At 38.0% G+C, this 18,748-nt stretch carries 15 protein-coding genes; 13 read left to right on the top strand and 2 right to left on the bottom strand.

Going from position 1 to position 18,748, the window contains the following annotated elements:
* The first annotated feature begins 328 nt into the window (after positions 1 to 328).
* From CRO54_RS15765 to CRO54_RS15725, 9 genes are all read left to right on the top strand, one after another.
* Complete coding sequence (locus CRO54_RS15765) at positions 329 to 913, top strand: gluconate 2-dehydrogenase subunit 3 family protein (RefSeq protein ID WP_097133023.1); 585 nt, start codon at positions 329 to 331, stop codon at positions 911 to 913.
* A 35-nt stretch (positions 914 to 948) separates the two neighbouring features.
* A complete protein-coding gene (locus tag CRO54_RS15760) occupies positions 949 to 2,652 on the top strand; it encodes a GMC oxidoreductase (RefSeq protein WP_097133117.1) in 1,704 nt (567 codons plus the stop codon).
* 84 nt (positions 2,653 to 2,736) lie between these two features.
* Positions 2,737 to 3,894, top strand: a complete 1,158-nt coding sequence (locus CRO54_RS15755; protein WP_097133022.1) for a Gfo/Idh/MocA family protein — start codon at positions 2,737 to 2,739, stop codon at positions 3,892 to 3,894.
* An 85-nt stretch (positions 3,895 to 3,979) separates the two neighbouring features.
* A complete protein-coding gene (locus CRO54_RS15750; RefSeq protein WP_097133116.1) occupies positions 3,980 to 5,032 on the top strand; it encodes a sugar phosphate isomerase/epimerase family protein in 1,053 nt (350 codons plus the stop codon).
* Positions 5,033 to 5,093: 61 nt separating this feature from the next.
* Positions 5,094 to 5,486, top strand: coding sequence for a c-type cytochrome (locus CRO54_RS15745; protein ID WP_097133021.1), 393 nt, complete (start codon positions 5,094 to 5,096; stop codon positions 5,484 to 5,486).
* Between the two features lie 91 nt (positions 5,487 to 5,577).
* A complete protein-coding gene (locus CRO54_RS15740; RefSeq protein ID WP_097133020.1) occupies positions 5,578 to 7,026 on the top strand; it encodes a Gfo/Idh/MocA family oxidoreductase in 1,449 nt (482 codons plus the stop codon).
* A 148-nt stretch (positions 7,027 to 7,174) separates the two neighbouring features.
* Positions 7,175 to 7,855, top strand: a complete 681-nt coding sequence (locus CRO54_RS15735) for a 3-keto-disaccharide hydrolase (RefSeq protein WP_097133019.1) — start codon at positions 7,175 to 7,177, stop codon at positions 7,853 to 7,855.
* A 90-nt stretch (positions 7,856 to 7,945) separates the two neighbouring features.
* The gene (locus tag CRO54_RS15730; RefSeq protein WP_097133018.1) at positions 7,946 to 9,172 is read left to right on the top strand and encodes a nucleoside permease; all 1,227 of its coding nucleotides are present in this window, start codon (positions 7,946 to 7,948) and stop codon (positions 9,170 to 9,172) included.
* Positions 9,173 to 9,174: 2 nt separating this feature from the next.
* Positions 9,175 to 10,044: a sugar phosphate isomerase/epimerase family protein gene (locus CRO54_RS15725; RefSeq protein ID WP_097133017.1), complete on the top strand. Its 870-nt coding sequence runs from the start codon at positions 9,175 to 9,177 to the stop codon at positions 10,042 to 10,044.
* A 138-nt stretch (positions 10,045 to 10,182) separates the two neighbouring features.
* On the opposite strand, the gene CRO54_RS15720 is transcribed toward CRO54_RS15725, so the two are convergent.
* Both CRO54_RS15720 and CRO54_RS15715 read right to left on the bottom strand, forming a co-directional pair.
* Positions 10,183 to 10,932: a YdcF family protein gene (locus tag CRO54_RS15720; RefSeq protein WP_097133016.1), complete on the bottom strand. Its 750-nt coding sequence runs from the start codon at positions 10,930 to 10,932 to the stop codon at positions 10,183 to 10,185.
* 55 nt (positions 10,933 to 10,987) lie between these two features.
* Positions 10,988 to 12,796 carry a hypothetical protein gene (locus CRO54_RS15715; protein WP_097133015.1) on the bottom strand — a complete coding sequence of 603 codons (1,809 nt, stop codon included), beginning with the start codon at positions 12,794 to 12,796 and terminating at the stop codon, positions 10,988 to 10,990.
* Positions 12,797 to 12,846: 50 nt separating this feature from the next.
* On the opposite strand from CRO54_RS15715, the gene CRO54_RS15710 reads away from it, so the two are divergent.
* From CRO54_RS15710 to CRO54_RS15695, 4 genes are all read left to right on the top strand, one after another.
* Positions 12,847 to 13,836 (top strand): aspartate-semialdehyde dehydrogenase, encoded by a 990-nt coding sequence (locus tag CRO54_RS15710; RefSeq protein ID WP_097133014.1) that lies wholly within the window; start codon positions 12,847 to 12,849, stop codon positions 13,834 to 13,836.
* 79 nt (positions 13,837 to 13,915) lie between these two features.
* Positions 13,916 to 15,103 carry a hypothetical protein gene (locus CRO54_RS15705; protein WP_179747348.1) on the top strand — a complete coding sequence of 396 codons (1,188 nt, stop codon included), beginning with the start codon at positions 13,916 to 13,918 and terminating at the stop codon, positions 15,101 to 15,103.
* Between the two features lie 56 nt (positions 15,104 to 15,159).
* Positions 15,160 to 16,566, top strand: a complete 1,407-nt coding sequence (gene dacB, locus CRO54_RS15700) for a D-alanyl-D-alanine carboxypeptidase/D-alanyl-D-alanine endopeptidase (protein ID WP_097133012.1) — start codon at positions 15,160 to 15,162, stop codon at positions 16,564 to 16,566.
* Between the two features lie 215 nt (positions 16,567 to 16,781).
* Positions 16,782 to 18,746: a beta-N-acetylhexosaminidase gene (locus CRO54_RS15695; RefSeq protein ID WP_097133011.1), complete on the top strand. Its 1,965-nt coding sequence runs from the start codon at positions 16,782 to 16,784 to the stop codon at positions 18,744 to 18,746.
* Positions 18,747 to 18,748: the final 2 nt, after the last annotated feature.

Here is an 18,748-nt window from a genome sequence, read left to right as displayed (position 1 = left end):
AACAAGCTATGTTAACAAAGCATGAAAGTGAAATTTTAAATATTTAAAGACCTTAAAGCATTTACCGATAACTGCAATTACTACTTTTAGTAATAAACAATAGGGAAACACAACAGATTATTCACTTAGATGCCATTCAAATCTTAAACCAAGCCATATTAAAAAACCGATAGTAAAATTTAATTAGAAGTTTGATAAAAAAGGTTAAAATCTATGGCATTATTGTACCAATTTTATCACAAGCATTGATAACTCAAATTTTAATTATTAATATTACGTAATTGTATAGTGTACAATTCACACTTAGAAACCAAAATATACCAATAATATGGACAGAAGAGCAGCACTCAGAAATGTAGCTATCCTTTTAGGAACCGCTATTTCTGCCGGAACAACGGATATCTTGTTCAGCAGTTATACCCTACCTGAAGGAGAAAAAAATGCAGTTAGTTTTTCGGCAGAGCAATTAAAGGCACTAACAGAAATTGCGGATGTCATCATCCCTACAACCAAATCATCACCTGGCGCAAGAGCAGCGGGCGTGGGTAAATTCATACCTATGATGATAAGAGACTGCTACCCAGCTAAACAACAACAATCTTTCTATAATGGGCTGGCAGCTTTTGAGGCCCGAGCTAAAAAAACTTACAAAAAGAGTTTTGCATTAATTCCTCTAGTAGAACGCAAAAAAATGCTTGCGGCGCTTAGACAGGAAACTTTAGACCAAAAGGAGAATAAACTTCCTGAAAAAGCAGATATCACTTATTTCTTTACAGTAGTTAGAGACCTTACTTCTTTGGGTTATTTCTCTTCAGAAATTGGCTGCACCCAAGCCCGCGAATATTTAATGATCCCCGGCAGTTATGACGGAGCCTACCCTCTTAAACCTGGTCAAAAATCTTGGGCTACCTAAAATACCCTTTCCCTAAACAAAACAGAAAAAACAAAATGAACTTAAATATAAATCTAAAAGCCGAAAACACTTACGATGCGATTGTTGTAGGTTCGGGAATAAGTGGTGGTTGGGCTGCTAAAGAGCTAACCGAAAAAGGTTTAAAAGTATTAATGCTAGAGAGAGGAATGGACGTTGAGCACATTAAAGATTATGATGGCGCAATGAAAAACCCTTGGGAAATTAAGCATGCAGGTAGGTTAACAGAAGAAATGAAGCGAACTCACCCTGTACAAAAAAGAGATTATCCTTACCAAGAAGTAAACCAAAAATGGTGGGTAAACGATTTGGAGTGTCCTTATACAGAAGTAAAAAGATTTGACTGGTACAGAGGTTTTCACGTAGGTGGTAAATCGTTGATGTGGGGCCGTCAGAGTTACCGTTTTGGTGATGTGAACTTCGAAGAAAATGCAAAAGATGGCTATGGTAACGATTGGCCCATCAGATATAAAGATTTAGCTGCTTGGTACGATTACACTGAGAAATTTGCTGGTATCAGTGGCCAAAACGAGGGTTTAGAAGGTATCTTACCAGACGGGCAGTTTCTTCCTCCAATGGATTTAAATATCGTTGAAAAATCTGTGAAAGAAAGTATCAAGCAAAAATGGGGCAACGAACGTCTGTTAACCATCGGTCGTGTGGCCAATTTAACGGTACCTCACAACGGTCGTGGCAATTGTCAATATCGTAATTTATGTAGTCGTGGCTGTCCATTTGGCGCCTATTTCAGTACGCAATCTTCTACCCTGCCAGCAGCAGTTGAAACTGGAAATTTAACGTTGAGACCTTACTCTATCGTAAATCATATCATCTACGATAAGGACACCAAAAAAGCAAAAGGAGTAGCAGTAATTGATGCACTAACCAACAAAACGATGGAGTTTTATGCTAAAATCGTTTTCGTAAATGGTTCAACCTTAGGTACTACTTTTATTTTATTAAACTCAACTTCAGACGAACATCCGAATGGCTTAGGCAACGGCAGCGGTCAGTTAGGACATAACTTGATGGACCACCATTTCCGTTGTGGCGCTAATGGCGAATTTGAAGGTTTTGATAAATATTACACTTACGGTAGACGTGCCAATGGTATTTACATTCCTCGCTTTAGAAATGTAGGTAACGATAAACGCGATTATTTAAGAGGTTTCGGTTATCAAGGAAGTGCATCAAGACAAAACTGGCAAAGTGATGTGGCCGAATTATCCTTCGGTGCAGACTTCAAACAGAAAATGACTACACCAGGACCTTGGAAAATGGGTATGGGTGGATTTGGTGAAATGTTGCCTTATTACGAAAACCGTGCTTATATCGACCACTCGAAAAAAGACAAATGGGGACAATCTGTATTAGCTATCGACTGTGAATACAAAGAGAACGAGAAAAAAATGCGTCAGGATATGATCAATGACGCTGCCGAAATGCTTGAAGCTGCAGGTGCTAAAAACATTAAAACTTACGATAACGACTGCTATCCTGGTATGGCTATCCACGAGATGGGTACAGCAAGAATGGGTAAAGACCCTAAAACTTCAGTACTTAACGAGTGGAACCAAATGCACGAAGTGAAGAACGTTTTTGTTACTGATGGAGCTTGTATGCCTTCTATTGGCTGTCAAAATCCTTCGTTAACGTTTATGGCTTTAACAGCTCGTGCAGCAGATTTTGCAGTAAAAGAATTGAAAAAAGGAAACCTTTAAAAGTAGAAAGCGAAAAGCTCAAAGACTAAAGCGAATGATAAATAGCTTTAGTCTTTCAACTTTGGTCTTTTAACTAAAAGATTTATGAAAGAAAAAATAAGAATGGGCATGATAGGCGGCGGCAAAGATGCATTCATCGGCGCTGTTCATCGTATCGCTGCTAATATGGATGGATTGATTGAACTTTGCTGTGGAGCATTAAGTGTTAATCCAGAAACTGCTTTAGAATCAGGAAAGATGTTGTTTTTACCAGAAAACAGAACCTACCTGAACTACGAAGAAATGATTAAAAAGGAAAGTGAATTTCCAGAAAATGAAAGAATTCACTTCATCACGATCGTTACACCAAACTTCGCCCACTTCGCACCTGCAATGATGGCATTAGAGCATGGCTTTAACGTAGTAATCGAAAAACCAATGACTTTAACTTTGGAAGAAGCGAAATTGCTACAACAGAAGGTTGAAGAAACTGGTTTAACTTTATGCCTTACCCACACCTACTCTGGTTACCCAATGGTGAAGCAAGCTAAAGAAATGGTGAAGGATGGTGCTTTAGGTAAAATCAGAAAAATCATCGTAGAATATCCTCAAGGTTGGCTAAGTACCTTAAGCGAGCGAGAAGGAAACGCACAAGCAGCTTGGCGTACAGACCCTAAAAAATCGGGCAAAAGTGGTTGTATCGGTGATATTGGTACTCATGCAGCTCATTTAGCAGAATATATCTCTGGCTTAAGAATCACTCAAATCTGTGCCGATTTAAATATCGTAGTAGAAGGTAGAACTATTGATGACGATGGAAATATCTTGTTGAAATTCGATAATGGCGCAAATGGAGTTCTAATTGCATCGCAAATTGCAGCTGGTGAAGAAAATGCACTTAACATCAGAATCTATGGCGAGAAAGGCGGATTGGAATGGTTCCAGCACGAGCCAAATACCTTGCTTGTAAAATGGTTAAATAAACCTACTGAAATTTACAGAGCTGGCGGTGGTTACTTAGGAGATTTTGCAAAGCACAATACCAGAACTCCAGGCGGTCATCCAGAGGGATTGTTAGAAGCTTTTGCGAACATTTACAGAAACTTTGCTTTAACCTTAGCCGCAAAGTTGAACAACGAAGAGCCTACACCGCAAATGTTAGATTTCCCTAGCGTTTACGACGGCGTAAGAGGGATGGCATTAATTGAAAATGCCGTAGCATCTAATGAATCGGATAAGAAATGGCATGATTTTATAGTGTAAATGAAGATAATGGCTGATGGATTATCGACAGGATAGCTATTTGCGACCATCTATCACCCATAAACTGAAAAAAGAAACCAAAAAAATGACGACAATACAAGGACCTGCGGTATTTTTAGCACAATTCATTAGTGATGAAGCGCCTTTCAACTCATTAGATTCTATTTGTAAATGGGCTGCTGATTTAGGTTTTAAAGGCATACAAATGCCAACCTTAGATAGTCGCTTTATAGACTTGAAATTAGCAGCAGAAAGTAAAACTTATGCTGATGAACTTACTGGAAAAGTAGCCGCTCATGGCTTAAAAATAACCGAACTTTCTACGCATTTGCAAGGTCAATTGGTAGCAGTTCATCCAGCCTATAACGAATTGTTCGATGCTTTTGCAGCACCAGAGGTAAAGAACAATCCTAAAGCACGTACGGAGTGGGCTATACAACAATTAAAATATGCTGCTAAAGCTTCCCAAAATCTGGGATTAAATGCACATGCTACTTTTAGCGGTTCATTGTTATGGCAGTTCTTCCATCCTTGGCCGCAACGCCCAGAGGGTTTAGTTGACGAAGGTTTTACGGAATTAGCCAAACGTTGGTTGCCTATTTTGAATGAATTTGACAACTGTGGTGTAGATGTTTGTTACGAAATTCACCCTGGAGAAGATTTGTTTGACGGCATCACATACGAAATGTTCTTGGAAAAAGTAAATCAACATCCTCGTGCTTGCTTGCTTTATGATCCATCGCACTTTGTGTTACAACAATTAGATTATATCCAATACATTGATTTATACCACGAAAGAATCAAAGCTTTCCATGTTAAAGATTCAGAGTTTAATCCTACAGGAAGACAAGGAACTTTTGGCGGCTATCAAGGCTGGGCAGACCGTGCTGGTCGTTATCGCTCACCAGGCGATGGGCAAGTAGATTTCAAGACCATTTTCAGTAAACTGGCACAATACGATTTTAAAGGTTGGGCAGTAATGGAATGGGAATGTTGCATTAAGAACCAACAAGATGGTGCTCGCGAAGGTGCCGAATTTATTAAAAAGCATATCATTAACGTAACAGATAAAGCTTTTGATGACTTTGCAGCCGCTGGAAGTGATGCTGCTTTTAACAAAAAAATACTCGGGTTATAAGTGCTTTTAACTTTTAACTCGTAACTTTTAACCTAATTTCTTTTAAACAACACACACACACATGAAACGTACATTATTAATTCTTGGAGTAACTTCAATTTTTGTTGCTTCATTATCAGCGTTTAAACCTGAGCCAAAAACAGAGCCAGCTGTAACCATCAATGCACCTGCAATACCTAAAATTGCGACCATGCAAATGAGTGGCGGCGAGTTATTAATCAACAAATCTGACTGTATTGGTTGTCACCACAAAATCAATAAGTTAATTGGCCCTTCTTATACAGACATCGCAAAAAAATATCCAAACACAGATAAGAACCAGCTTTTATTAGCAGATAAGATCATTAAAGGTGGCTCTGGCGTTTGGGGCAAAATCCCGATGACACCGCATCCGAAAATATCACCAAGCGATGCAAAATTGATGGCAAAATACATCTTGTCTTTGAAGAAATAAGTTCTAGGTGATACGTTATAAGTTTTACGTGTAATTACCCGATGAACGATTGAACCAGTGAACTAAATGAACCAACCAAAAACCAAAATATATGAACCAAGACAACAACCAAAGTAGACGTAACTTCCTCAAAATGGGAGCTGTGGCTACTGCTGCGTTTACCATTGTACCTCGTCACGTACTAGGTGGCAAGGGCTTTCTAGCGCCAAGTGATAGATTAATTGTAGCAGGTATTGGTGTAGGTGGAAAAGGTGATAGTGATTTGAGATTAATTCACGAAAGTGGAAAAGCAGAAATTGCGTATTTGTGTGATGTAGATACTCGTCAAGCTGCAACCAGTTTGAAACGTTTCCCTAAAGCCAAATTCTACAAAGATTGGCGAGAAATGTTTGATAAAGAACACAAGCATTTCGATGCAGTTACGGTATCAACTCCCGACCATAACCATGCGATACAAACTTTAGCTGCCATGCAGTTGCGTAAACATGTTTATGTTCAAAAGCCATTAACTCACGATATTTATGAAGCCCGTATTTTAACCGCAGCAGCAAAAAAATACAAAGTGGTTACGCAGATGGGTAACCAAGGGGCAAGTAATGATGGCCCTCGCTTATTGAGAGAGTGGTACGATGCTGGTTTAATTGGGGACGTTCATACGATTTATGCTTGGACAGACAGACCAGTTTGGCCACAGGGTATTCCTTGGTCGGCAAATAAAGCAGATGTTCCAAAAGATTTAGATTGGGATTTGTGGTTGGGAACAGCTCCTTATAAAGATTACGTAGAAAAATTAGTCCCTTTTAACTGGCGTGGCTGGTGGGATTACGGAACTGGTGCCTTGGGCGACATGGGCTGCCACTTATTGGAAGCTCCTTTCAGTGTATTGAATTTGAAATATGCTACAGAAGTTGAGGCTAGTGTCGGTTCAGTTTATTATGATTCGTTTAAACGAGGATATTACCCTGAAAGCTGCCCTCCTTCTAGTCATGTAACCTTAAAATTCCCTAAAACAGATAAAACACAGGGCGAAATTACCGTACATTGGATGGACGGAGGTATTCAGCCTACCCGCCCAGAAGAACTAGGTGCTAACGAGTTATTTGGTGATGGTGGTAACGGAACCTTATTTATTGGTACCAAAGGTAAAATGATGTCGAACACTTACGGTGATAAAGCGAGATTACTTCCTCTTTCCCGTAATGAAAACTTAAATGTAGCACAAAAATTTGCCCGTGTTCCTGGTCAAGCTAATGGTCACTATGGACAATGGGTAGAAGGTTGTATTGCCGGTTATGGAAAGAAAGAATTGAGTTCTCCTTTCGAGATTGCAGGCCCTTTAACCGAAAGTTTATTGATGGCAAACTTAGCGATTAGAGCTGCTGATGTAAAAAGAATAGACGACAAAGGAAAGGTATCTTACCCAGGAAGATATAGGAAACTTTTATGGGATAACGACCAGATGAAAGTAACCAACTTCGACGATGTAAATCAATTTGTAAAAAGAGATTACCGCGAAGGTTGGAAATTGGGAGAGAAATAATAAGCTAGCTAAAAGCTATACAATATACCGTCATTTCGACGAGAAACGAGGAGAAATCTAGCAAATAACGTACTATATGCTAGATTTCTCTCCCGATGAAAAATCGGCATCGTAATGACGGGGATAATAGCCAAATACAAAAATTCAAATGAAAAAAATATTAATAGCAGCATTTATGGTTGCTTCACTTAGCGTAAACGCACAAAAGAAAAAAGGCTTCACTCCTATTTTCGATGGAAAGACTACTACTGGCTGGCACACTTATGGAAAAGACTTTGTAGGCAAAGCTTGGAACGCAGAAAATGGCGTGTTACATTTCGACCCCAAATTAAAAAACAATGATGGTGGCGATTTAGTAACCGATAAGGAATATGGTAACTTCCATTTAAAATTAGAGTGGAAAGTAGCTCCAAAAGCCAACAGTGGTATCATCTTCTTCGTACATGAAGACGTTTCGAAATACAAACAAACTTACTTAACCGGACCAGAAATGCAGGTGATTGATAACGATGGTCATCCTGATGGAAAAATCAACAAACACCGTGCTGGCGATTTATACGACATGATCAAAAGCAAAAGCGAGCCTGTAAAAGCAGTTGGTGAATGGAATTTAGCAGAAATCATCAGTAATAAGGGCAAACTTACACTTAAATTAAATGGCAAAACAGTAGTTGAAACTACCATGTGGGACAACAACTGGAAGAACCTAATTGCAGGCAGCAAATTTGCTAAATGGGAAGGCTTTGGAACTTACAAAACTGGCAAAATCGCTTTACAAGACCACGGTGACGAAGTGTGGTTCCGTAACATCGAAATTAAAGAATTATAAATAGGGATCAGGAATTAGTGGTCAGGTATCAGTATAATTTTACCTGCTAAAAAACTAACCAACCATAAACTAAAAACCAAAAAACTAAACATGAACTCAACAACTCGCTTCAAGCTATCCTTTATGATGTTCCTCGAATTCTTTATTTGGGGTGGATGGTTTGTAACATTAGGTACTTTCCTCGATAAAAACTTAAGTGCCTCTGGTCCAGAAATAGGTTCGGTATTTTCTACTCAATCTTGGGGAGCCATTATTGCACCGTTTATCATCGGTTTAATTGCGGATAGATATTTCAATGCAGAAAAGATTCTAGGTGTGCTACATTTAATTGGTGCGGTTTTGATGTATCAAATGTACAATGCAACTGACATTAGCGTATTCTATCCATATGTTTTTGTATATATGGTGTTGTATATGCCTACTTTAGCTTTGGTTAACTCAGTATCTTTTAACCAAATGGGAGACCCAGAAAAAGAGTTTTCTAACATTAGGATTTGGGGCACCATCGGGTGGATTTTGGCAGGTGTGTTAATCAGCTACTTCTTCCATTGGGATTCCCAAGAAGCATCGGGTAATGGAGCATTGAAAAATACTTTTCTAATGTCGGCTGTGGCATCATTAGGGTTAGGAATTTTCAGCTTTCTGTTGCCTAAAACTCCTCCAAAAAACAAATCAACAGAGAAAATTAAAGTATCAGAGATACTGGGTTTAGATGCCTTAAAATTATTGAAGGACAAGAACTTCTTAATTTTCTTTATCTCGTCTATTCTGATTTGTATTCCTTTAGCCTTTTACTATCAAAATGCCAACTTGTTCTTGTCAAAAATAGGCATGGATAATCCAACTGGAAAGATGACAATCGGTCAAGTTTCCGAAGTGTTATTCCTATTAGCAATTCCAGTTTTCTTCAAGAAATTCGGTTTTAAAAAGACAATTTTGGTAGGTATGCTTGCATGGACTGTACGTTACCTCTTATTTGCTTTTGGAAACGCTGGAGAATTGAGCTTCATGTTAATATTAGGTATTGCTTTACATGGTATTTGCTACGATTTCTTTTTCGTATCAGGACAAATCTACACCAATTCTAAAGCCGGAGATAAATTCAAAAGTTCAGCTCAAGGTTTAATTACTTTAGCTACTTACGGTGTCGGTATGTTAATTGGCTTTATTGTAGCTGGTCAAATTACCGAAATCTATAAAACTAACGGTGTGGAAGATTGGAAAATGATTTGGAGCATTCCTGCGGGCATAGCTTTTGTAGTGTTCTTACTATTCAGCTTATTATTTAACGACAAAACTAAAACAGAATCTGTTTAACGATGACTACAAGAAGAAATTTTATAAAAGAAACTGGCTTACTTGCCGCAAGTTTAGCCCTAGCCCCTTCGTTGACTAAAGCCTTAGCTCCGGCACAACAGGCGGTAGGTATACAGCTATATAGCTTAAGAGAAATTATTGGGAAAGACGTTAAGGGCGTAATTGAGAAAGTGGCTAAAGCTGGTTTTAAAGAAGTAGAAACTTATGGCTACGCACCTAACGGAAGTTTTTGGGGCTTAAGTCCTAAGGATTTTAAGGCATTATTAGATGCTAATGGCTTATATTCTCCTAGCGGTCACTTTGGTTTCGACAACTACATTAAAACCGGAAACCTAGATGATATCAAATCTTACATTGATGCATCTAATGTATTGGGCAGTAAATATGTGGTAGCTCCCTATCTTGGAGATGACTTACGCAACAATTATAAACTAGTAGCAGAGCGCTTAAATAAGGCTGGCGAACTTTGTATCCAAGCAGGTATTAATGTAGGTTACCACAACCATGGTTTTGAGTTTGACAAGCAAGGCGATACAACGGGTTTTGAAATCTTATTGGCTGAAACTGACCCTAATTTGGTGTATTTTGAATTAGATTTATACTGGGTAGCTTTTGCTGGTCAAAATCCGATAGATATATTTAAAAAACATCCTCGTAGGTTTAAAATGTGGCATGTAAAGGATATGGATAAAACTAACAAAAGATGGAATACCGAGATTGGTAATGGAACTATTGACTTCAAATCGATATTTGCAGAAGCTAAACTGTCTGGTGTGAAACACATTTATCTAGAGCAGGAGACAAATTACAAACCTGACCATATCAGCTCAATTAAAACAAGTATCGATTACATTAAAGGTAAATTACTATAGTGTTTCCATCATTTCGACTGAAGCTTTAGTCCCGAACCGCTGGGAGAGAAATCTTTGGATTGGATAAAATGAATATACATCCCTGAAGATTTCTCGACTACGCTCGAAATGACAACCAGCTAAAGAACTAGGTGCTGTTTAAGTTATCCCTAACTTAGTTACTAAATACCCCACCCACTCTTTCAACAGCAGTTCCCATCCGAAAATAGCTCCAGATTGTGGCAATATATAATCCTCAAATGAGTAATTATCATTCAGGGAATTAGTAGGATAGTAAGTTAAGTTCTTTAAACCTTGCTTTTCGGCAATCAATTTAGTTCTAGGTATATGCCATGCACTGGTAATTACCAAAATTTTAGCATTTGGCTTATTCAATCCCTGCAAAATCTTGTTTGCATAGATAAAATTCTCTTTTGTATTACGGCTCCGCTTTTCTATAATTATCGCACTATCTGGAATTTTAATAGCCTTTAAATAAGTTTGAGTGTATAATGCTTCTGGCTGATTTCTCTCTAAAAAACTCCCGCTTCCACCGCTCATCAAAATTCGATCTATTTTACCGTGGTGATATAGCTTGATCGTTTGAGTTAGCCTATCACCAGAAAACTCAGCTTTTAAAGATTGTGTTTCTTCGTTGAAGCTAGAGAATCCTCCTAAAAGCAAACCAATATCATAATGACTTAAAACTGGAGACTTAGGCTCGTACCATTTCGCAACTTGCCCCAAAATAAACTTATTAGAAAAGAATAATAGCAGGACAATTGAAGTAATGTAAGCTCTTCTTTTATATTTCTTGTTTTTGGAGAACAAACCATATATAGCAAGTACAGCAACCCAAACTAGTGGACGAATGAGGAATAATAAAAATTTCGAAAGAAAGAATGACATCTTTTTTAGGATTAATTTAGAAGCTACTGAGAAATTTAGAAAGCCAAATTGATTGTCAATTCAGTTTTGAAGCCAAGATACAAGTTTGTTTGAAATGATTTGCATTACCGTTGGTATTAAACATATCAACTTTGATTACATACAAACCAACTTTACATAACTGTCCACTGTCGTTCAGCCCATCCCAATTAACAGTTCCTTGTGTCGACAAGGTGACATTTCTAGCTAATCGGCGTACTAAAACTCCCTTATCTGTGTAAATATTAATAGTCGCTAAATTTCCATTTTCTTGAAAGCGATAATCAATTTGTAACAAATCTTCGAAGCCATCATTATCTGGAGAAAAGGTTTTATTAGCTACTACTACCGAATTTTTACTACCAGTATCGGTTTGCGAGTTTTGGTACGTTGGCGTAGCGTAACCAACTGAAACCGCCGCAGATTGCAGGTTACCTGGTTCGTTTCCACTTTTAACAAACGAAACCCGCTCTAAAGAAACACCCTTAACTTCTTTTAGCAAAGCATGATGCATTTGTTCAGTGTAAGCAATTTCATCTATAACCAAATCATCTACCCAAACAGCCACCGTACCTTTATCATTATTGTAGGTAGGCATATTATTAATTTGAACCATTTGACTAGGATATTTCACTTCGTAATGTTGCTTGGTAACTTCTGGATTAGCTGTTAGCACCCAGTAAGTTTTAGGCCTTATCAATATGGAAGAAGTAGAAATTGTTCTCTTGGTAGTACCTGTAGTTCCACTAGCTGATGGGTTAGAAATAGTGAGTTCTTTTAAATCTAGTATTTTATTTGTAGGATTATAAATCTCTACAAAATCAGCACCTCCAGTTTTAACGTTAAAAAGTATCTCGCTAATTAAGATATCATTCGCCTCAATTTTTCCCGGCAGCAAAATTAATGCACTATTAGCTGATGGATCTATAGCAATTCCAGCATAATCTGCTATGTGACTGACGGTAAGCATATTTTCTACACTAGGCATTATAGGGTTAGCAACTGTTAGCACGACGCTATTTCCAGCAGCACCACCCAATTGCACTTGCGAGGGTTTACCAATGCCATTATTGATATGGTAATTATTTACATCTAGCATCGAATCTTCCAGAATAGGCTCACTAAAACTTACCTGAATAGTGGTTGACGATATGACATTCGCAGTTACTAGCTTTGGAGCAACAGTATCTATATACGGTTCAATTTTAAAATCATCAAACTTGAACATATTGTAACGAGACGCCGTGCTGTATCTACAGTACACTCCAAAATAAGAAGTATTGGTGTAAGTATTGTCGGTTACACCTCCATCGTATGTAAAGTTTCCTCCACCTGTAAAATCCGTATAAATTGCCCATCTCCCGCTAGCAGAACGTTCTACCCTTACCCGTACATTCACACTGCTAACTGGAGTTCTGGCTTTGTCTGGTAGATTTAAAATGGTAGTTAATGTTGTTCCATTTTGTCGTACCAATGAAAAATTTTCTGCACCAGTGCTAGAACCCAACTGTAAATAATAAGCTTGTTTACCAGTGGTAGCAGATAAATCCTGCTGATTGGAAATCAAATAGATACGAGGATAATTTGTTGTGCTTGGGTCAAAAGCTAAATTCACTAAAAACTCCCAAGCGGTATCTCCTGACAGTGAATTTGGGGTAGAAAGATATAATGTGCTGGTAGCTTGCGGTCCATTAGAGGCTAAAACTCCGTCTATAACCTGAAAGTTAGTGGTAGAGCCTTCCCATGTTGGATTCGATGTAAAATTTCCATCACTAAAATTGTCATTTAATTGAGCAAAAGTAAGTTTAGTGCAGAATAACAGTAAAAAGACTAAAGTTTTTCTCATATTTGGTAAATGAACATTTAATTTAAATATAATATAAATAATCAAAAAAAATGAAAGTTGCAGTAGTAGGCGCCACAGGACTTGTAGGCACCGTAATGTTAAAAGTATTGGAAGAAAGAAATTTCCCTTTAACCGAATTAATCCCAGTAGCATCTGAGAAGAGCGTTGGTAAGTTAATTAAGTTTAAGGGTAAGGAGTATCCAATTGTTAGCATTGATACTGCTATTGGTCTTCGTCCAGAGATCGCGATATTTTCTGCTGGAGGTACTACCTCTTTAGAGTCGGCTCCTCGTTTTGCAGAAGTTGGCACTACAGTAATTGACAATTCTTCTGCTTGGAGAATGGATCCTACCAAAAAATTGGTTGTTCCTGAAGTAAATGCACATGTATTAACCAAAGAAGATAAAATTATTGCCAATCCAAACTGTTCTACCATACAAATGGTGGTAGCTTTACAACCATTACATGCAAAATACAAAATCAAACGTGTGGTGGTATCTACTTACCAATCGGTAACAGGTACTGGTGTAAAAGCGGTAGATCAGTTGATGAATGAGCGTAAAGGTATCGACGGACCAAAAGCTTATCCATATGAAATTGACTTAAACGTTTTACCTCATATCGACGTTTTTACCGATAATGGTTACACCAAAGAAGAAATGAAAATGGTGAAAGAAACCAACAAGATCATGGGCGACGACACCATTCGCGTTACGGCTACTACAGTACGTATCCCTGTAATGGGTGGTCACTCAGAATCGGTTAACGTTGAGTTCGAAAACGATTTTGATTTGGCTGATGTTCGTAGAATTTTGGAAGAAGCACCAGGTTTAATCGTGGTAGATGATGTAGCTAATCTAAAATATCCAATGCCTAAAGATGCTCATGAGAAAGATGAGGTATTTGTAGGTCGTTTGCGTAGAGATGAATCTCACGACAAAGCGTTAAACATGTGGATTGTTGCAGATAACTTGCGTAAAGGTGCGGCTACAAATACTGTACAGATTGCAGAGTATCTAGTAGCAAACAAGCTTGTATAAGCTTTATAAAGGTAATAGAAAAGTGATGTGAATAGCATCACTTTTTTTTCGACTAAACTTTTCGAACAACCAAACTATGATGATAAGAAAAATCATTGCATTAACCATTTTGACTTGCCTACTTAATACGTTAAGCATTTTTGCTCAAGATAGCTTAATTACCGCTCTAGCAAAAAACAATCAAACGACTTTTACAAAGGATGTAAATCAACTAAAGGGACTGGGCTGGGATAAAATCATCGAAAAAGCGAAAGGAAGTAGTAATGTGTTAATTGGCGAGGATCATTTCACAGACGAGATTCCATTCTTTGTGTCAAAAATTGCCGAGCAAATTAAATTTGATAATTTCTTCTGTGAGATTGATCCATTTACGGCGCATATTTTTGAGCAAAAGATTAATACGCTTTCAACAGATGCACTGAAAAAATATAAAGCTGATTACGGAAATACTTTTTCTTTCTATGCTTTCGAATCAGAATTTAACCTGCTTAAACAGTTGGTAAACGGAAAGACTAATATTCGCGGTACAGATCAAATTTTATTAGTGGCCGATCGCCTGATTTGTAATGAGCTAATGCAATCGACAAAAAACAAAAGAGCTAAAGAAATCTATGAAAGCATTAGAGATCAATCCAAAGCGCATTTTTCGGCTTTTCTAAAGGATCAGAAAAAACCGTTTTATCTACTCACAGAAGATTTTGGGAAGAAAATTGATGAGCTTACTAAGCTAAAACTAAGTAGCGAAGAAAATAAAATAGTAGCAGCTTTGAAGCTAACTGCTGAAATTTACAAATCTCAAAACCACCACCTACGCATACAGTTGATGAAAAATCAATTAATGGCGGATTACAATAATTGGGTAGGTAAAAAAAATCTATACAAATACGGTGCAAATCATGCATCTAAAGGTGAAAGCATGCTAGAAATATATGATATTGGCAACTTAGTCAACAACGTTGCCGACAGCCAATTCACCAATTCTCTGCATATTGTTATTGTGGGCAAGTCAGGAATGCAGGCTTCTCCATTCCAAGGATTTCCAGCGTCAAAGATTGATGAAAACGAAGGTTTTTTAAGATCACTGAAACCGTTCTTTAAATTAATTAATGGAAATGAATGGCAATGTTTCGATATGGCTCCAATTAGAAGAGCCATCGAAAATGGAAAAATAAAAATAACAGATATCAAATTGTTACGCATTATCAAAGGTTTTGATTTATTGGTTGTTATTCCTGAAGTTACTGCAAGTCAATTTCCAAAATCATAAAATTTGCTTTTGGGAGTTATATCTAAAGATAATTTTAAAAAATCCCTTACACGTTGATGAAAAGAATTCTTTACCTTTTGTTATTTGCGCTACCACAAATTGTAAACGCACAAACCACTGCTCAAAAACTTGAAAGAGCATATCAAATATTAGTGAAAGATGAACAAGCGAAATATGCGATCACTTCACTTTGCATACTCGATGCCAATACAGGAAAAGTAATTTTTGCGAACAATGAAAACATTGGTTTGGCTCCTGCATCAACGCTAAAAACCATTACCTCAGCAACCGCTTTCTATAATTTAAGTAAGGATTTTCGTTACGAAACCAAACTTTCTTACACAGGAAAAATCACAGCTGAGGGAACCCTACAGGGCGATATTATCATCACAGGATCGGGTGACCCCACCTTAGGTTCGTGGCGCTACGAACAGACCAAAGAAAACAACATCTTAAATCAATGGGTTGTTGCAATTAAAGCGGCTGGTATTAAAAAAATTGAAGGAAGTGTGGTTAGTGACGACAGTGCTTTCGGTACTTCTACTATTCCAACTGGCTGGATTTGGCAAGACATAGGTAACTATTACGGTGCTGGCGCTGGTTCAATCTGCTGGCGTGAAAATCAATTTGACGTACATCTTAGAGCAGGTTCAAGTGTAGAAAGTGAGGTTCAGCTTGTAAAAACTGTACCTCAAATGCCCTACATCCAGTTGGTAAACGAATTGACAACTGGAGCTAGCGGTACGGGCGATAATGCTTATGGTTTTCTACCTCCTTACACCAACATTGGGTACATTAGAGGCACTTGGGGTATGGGAATCAAAAAATCTGGCATTTCTTTAGCCTTACCAGATGCTGCTTTTGATGTTGCTTATCGTTTACAAGATACTTTGAAAAAATTAAACATTGAATGCACTAAAAATGCAAGCTCTGCTCGTTTGTTGGCGTTAGAAAAGAAGCAAATCAGCAATGAGCAAAAACCTCTATTAACGATCTTCTCTCCTACCTTAAGCCAGATGGTGTATTGGTTCCAGAAAAAAAGCATCAACCTTTACGGTGAGCAATTGATAAAAACCCTTGCCTACAAACAAGGAAAAGAAGCTAGTACCAAAAATGGAGCAAAAGCAGTAATCGACTTTTGGTCGGCTAAAGGCATTGATAAAAATGCGCTAAATATGATTGATGGTAGCGGCTTATCGCCTGCCAACAGAGTAACAAGCATGGCAATGGCATCTATTTTATTCCAAGCACAAAAAGAAAGTTGGTTTTCAGATTACCTCAACTCTTTTCCAGATTATAATGGGATGAATATCAAAAGTGGAAATATTAACGATGTAACGGCCTATGCAGGCTATTACACGGCCAAAAACGGAAGTAAGTATATTGCGGTCATTAACATTAATAATTATAGCGGCTCTGGAATTAGCAGAAAGTTGTTTCAGGTTCTGGATGCTTTGAAGTAAAGCCCCTCTCTGCCCTTTGGGCATCTCTCCCCAAAGGGAGAGAGTAGCAAATCGTAGAAAAGATATGTAGAAACTTTAAGATTAATAAAACTTAAAGTTCCTTAATTCCTTAATGTTTAATACTATTCGTTAATAGTTTTTAATATTTTTTAATAATCAATTGCCTACCTCCTAAATTTTAGATAAATTGCCATTTCACACAACCAAAATATAACATGAAACTACTCCTTTCGTCTGCTCTCATTTCTTTATCCCTCGGTTCGCTAGCACAAAATACTGTCGTAGCAACTGATGAAATAGCATTGAACCAAACGGCCAATCATGCGCACAGTGAAATTGCAATTATTCCAGAACCTGTAACCATTACCAAACAAGATGGACATTTTAAACTTCCCGAAAGCATCTTAATACAAACTAGCAAACCCACAGAACTTAAGCAGGCTATTGCTTTCTTACAAGAACGTTTAAGCGTACCTACGGGATATTTTGTAAGTTCTACCGCAGCGGCTTCCAATACTGCAAATATCAGATTGGTACTTACCGAAAGAAATGACGCTGCAATTGGTGCAGAAGGTTATCATTTACAAGTTACACCGCAGCAAATCACCATCACCGCAAATAAACCTGCAGGTATTTTTTACGGCGTACAAACGCTGATGCAGTTATTGCCAAAAGAGATAGAAAGTAAGGAAGAAGTTAAAGATGTAACGTGGAAAGTTCCTTGCGTTAACATTACCGATTACCCTCGTTTAGGCTGGAGAGGTTTGATGTTTGATGTGGCTAGACATTTCTTTACGAAAGACGAAGTAAAGCAGTACATCGATGCGATGGTACGTTACAAATACAACATCCTTCACCTACACTTAACTGATGATGAAGGTTGGAGAATTGAAATTAAAGGTTACCCAAAACTAACAGAAGTAGGCGCTTGGAACGTAAAACGTGTAGGTTCATTTGGCAATTTCATTCCTACAAAACCAGAAGAACCTCGCAACTATGGTGGTTTTTACACCCAAGAAGATTTGAAAGAACTGGTAGCTTATGCTAAAGAAAGATTCGTAAATATACTACCAGAGGTAGACGTTCCTGGACATAGCTTAGCTGCTGTAGCTTCCTACCCAGAGCTTTCTTGTACGCCAGATGCTGTAAATTATAAAGTTCGTAGTGGCGAACGTATCATGGATTGGAGCCGTGGAGTCCCACCATTGGCAATGGTAGACAATACACTTTGCCCAGCTAATGAGAAAGTGTATGAGTTTTTAGATACTGTAGTTTCGCAGGTGGCAAAGATTTTCCCTTTCGAATACATGCACATGGGTGGCGATGAAGCTCCTCATAATTTTTGGGAGAAAACACCACAGATTCTGGAGTTGATGAAACGTGAGAATTTGAAAAACATGCACCAAGTACAAAGTTATTTCGAGCGCAGGTTGGAGAAAATTGTAGCTAAACACGGTAAACGTTTTATGGCTTGGGACGAAGTGCTAGAAGGTGGTGTATCTCAAAGCACTGCTGTAATGAGCTGGAGAGATATGAAATACGGTGTACAAGCTGCAAAAAATAAGCATGAAGTAGTGATGAGCCCTACACAATACGCTTATCTAGATTACATGCAAGCCGATGAAATCACCGAACCAAAAGTTTACAAAGGTTTAAGGCTCAGCAAAACTTACCAGTTTGATCCGGTTCCAGATGGTGTAGACCCTAAATATATCAAGGGTGGTCAAGGTAACTTATGGACCGAGCAGGTTTATAACATCCGACAAGCAGAATACCAAACTTGGCCACGTGGTTTTGCACTGGCAGAAAGTGTTTGGAGCCCTAAAGAAAAGAAAAATTGGAATAACTTTTTCGCTCGTACCGAACAGCATTTCGAGCGTTTAGCTATTGCTGAGACAAAATACGCACCAAGTGTTTACGACCCAATTTTTACCGTGAAACGCACAGCGGATGGAAAGCTGCTGGTGACACTTGATAAAGAAGTTGAAGATTTGGATATCTATTACAGTTTCGACAATTCTTTTCCAGACCATTTTTACCCGAAATACACCGAGCCTTTGGTGGTTCCGATAGATGCAAATATGTTAAGGGTAATTACTTACCGTGGTAAAAAACCTATTGGAAGAATGATGAACATGCCGATAGAAGAACTTAACAAAAGAGCACCAATGAAAAAATAAAA

The sequence above is a fragment of the Pedobacter xixiisoli genome (genome assembly GCF_900215335.1).
Taxonomy (GTDB): Bacteria; Bacteroidota; Bacteroidia; order Sphingobacteriales; family Sphingobacteriaceae; genus Pedobacter; species Pedobacter xixiisoli.
This window is presented reverse-complemented; position numbering and strand designations above follow the sequence as displayed.

What these genes read in the sequence shown, in the direction of transcription:
- CRO54_RS15755 (WP_097133022.1), top strand. Translation starts at nt 2,737, where the DNA reads ATGAAAGAAAAAATAAGAATGGGCATGATAGGCGGCGGCAAAGATGCA.
- CRO54_RS15735 (WP_097133019.1), top strand. Translation starts at nt 7,175, where the DNA reads ATGAAAAAAATATTAATAGCAGCATTTATGGTTGCTTCACTTAGCGTA.
- dacB (WP_097133012.1), top strand. Translation starts at nt 15,160, where the DNA reads ATGAAAAGAATTCTTTACCTTTTGTTATTTGCGCTACCACAAATTGTA.
- CRO54_RS15695 (WP_097133011.1), top strand. Translation starts at nt 16,782, where the DNA reads ATGAAACTACTCCTTTCGTCTGCTCTCATTTCTTTATCCCTCGGTTCG.
- CRO54_RS15710 (WP_097133014.1), top strand. Translation starts at nt 12,847, where the DNA reads ATGAAAGTTGCAGTAGTAGGCGCCACAGGACTTGTAGGCACCGTAATG.
- CRO54_RS15760 (WP_097133117.1), top strand. Translation starts at nt 949, where the DNA reads ATGAACTTAAATATAAATCTAAAAGCCGAAAACACTTACGATGCGATT.
- CRO54_RS15745 (WP_097133021.1), top strand. Translation starts at nt 5,094, where the DNA reads ATGAAACGTACATTATTAATTCTTGGAGTAACTTCAATTTTTGTTGCT.
- CRO54_RS15720 (WP_097133016.1), bottom strand. Translation starts at nt 10,932, where the DNA reads ATGTCATTCTTTCTTTCGAAATTTTTATTATTCCTCATTCGTCCACTA.
- CRO54_RS15740 (WP_097133020.1), top strand. Translation starts at nt 5,578, where the DNA reads ATGAACCAAGACAACAACCAAAGTAGACGTAACTTCCTCAAAATGGGA.
- CRO54_RS15725 (WP_097133017.1), top strand. Translation starts at nt 9,175, where the DNA reads ATGACTACAAGAAGAAATTTTATAAAAGAAACTGGCTTACTTGCCGCA.
- CRO54_RS15715 (WP_097133015.1), bottom strand. Translation starts at nt 12,796, where the DNA reads ATGAGAAAAACTTTAGTCTTTTTACTGTTATTCTGCACTAAACTTACT.
- CRO54_RS15765 (WP_097133023.1), top strand. Translation starts at nt 329, where the DNA reads ATGGACAGAAGAGCAGCACTCAGAAATGTAGCTATCCTTTTAGGAACC.
- CRO54_RS15730 (WP_097133018.1), top strand. Translation starts at nt 7,946, where the DNA reads ATGAACTCAACAACTCGCTTCAAGCTATCCTTTATGATGTTCCTCGAA.
- CRO54_RS15705 (WP_179747348.1), top strand. Translation starts at nt 13,916, where the DNA reads ATGATAAGAAAAATCATTGCATTAACCATTTTGACTTGCCTACTTAAT.
- CRO54_RS15750 (WP_097133116.1), top strand. Translation starts at nt 3,980, where the DNA reads ATGACGACAATACAAGGACCTGCGGTATTTTTAGCACAATTCATTAGT.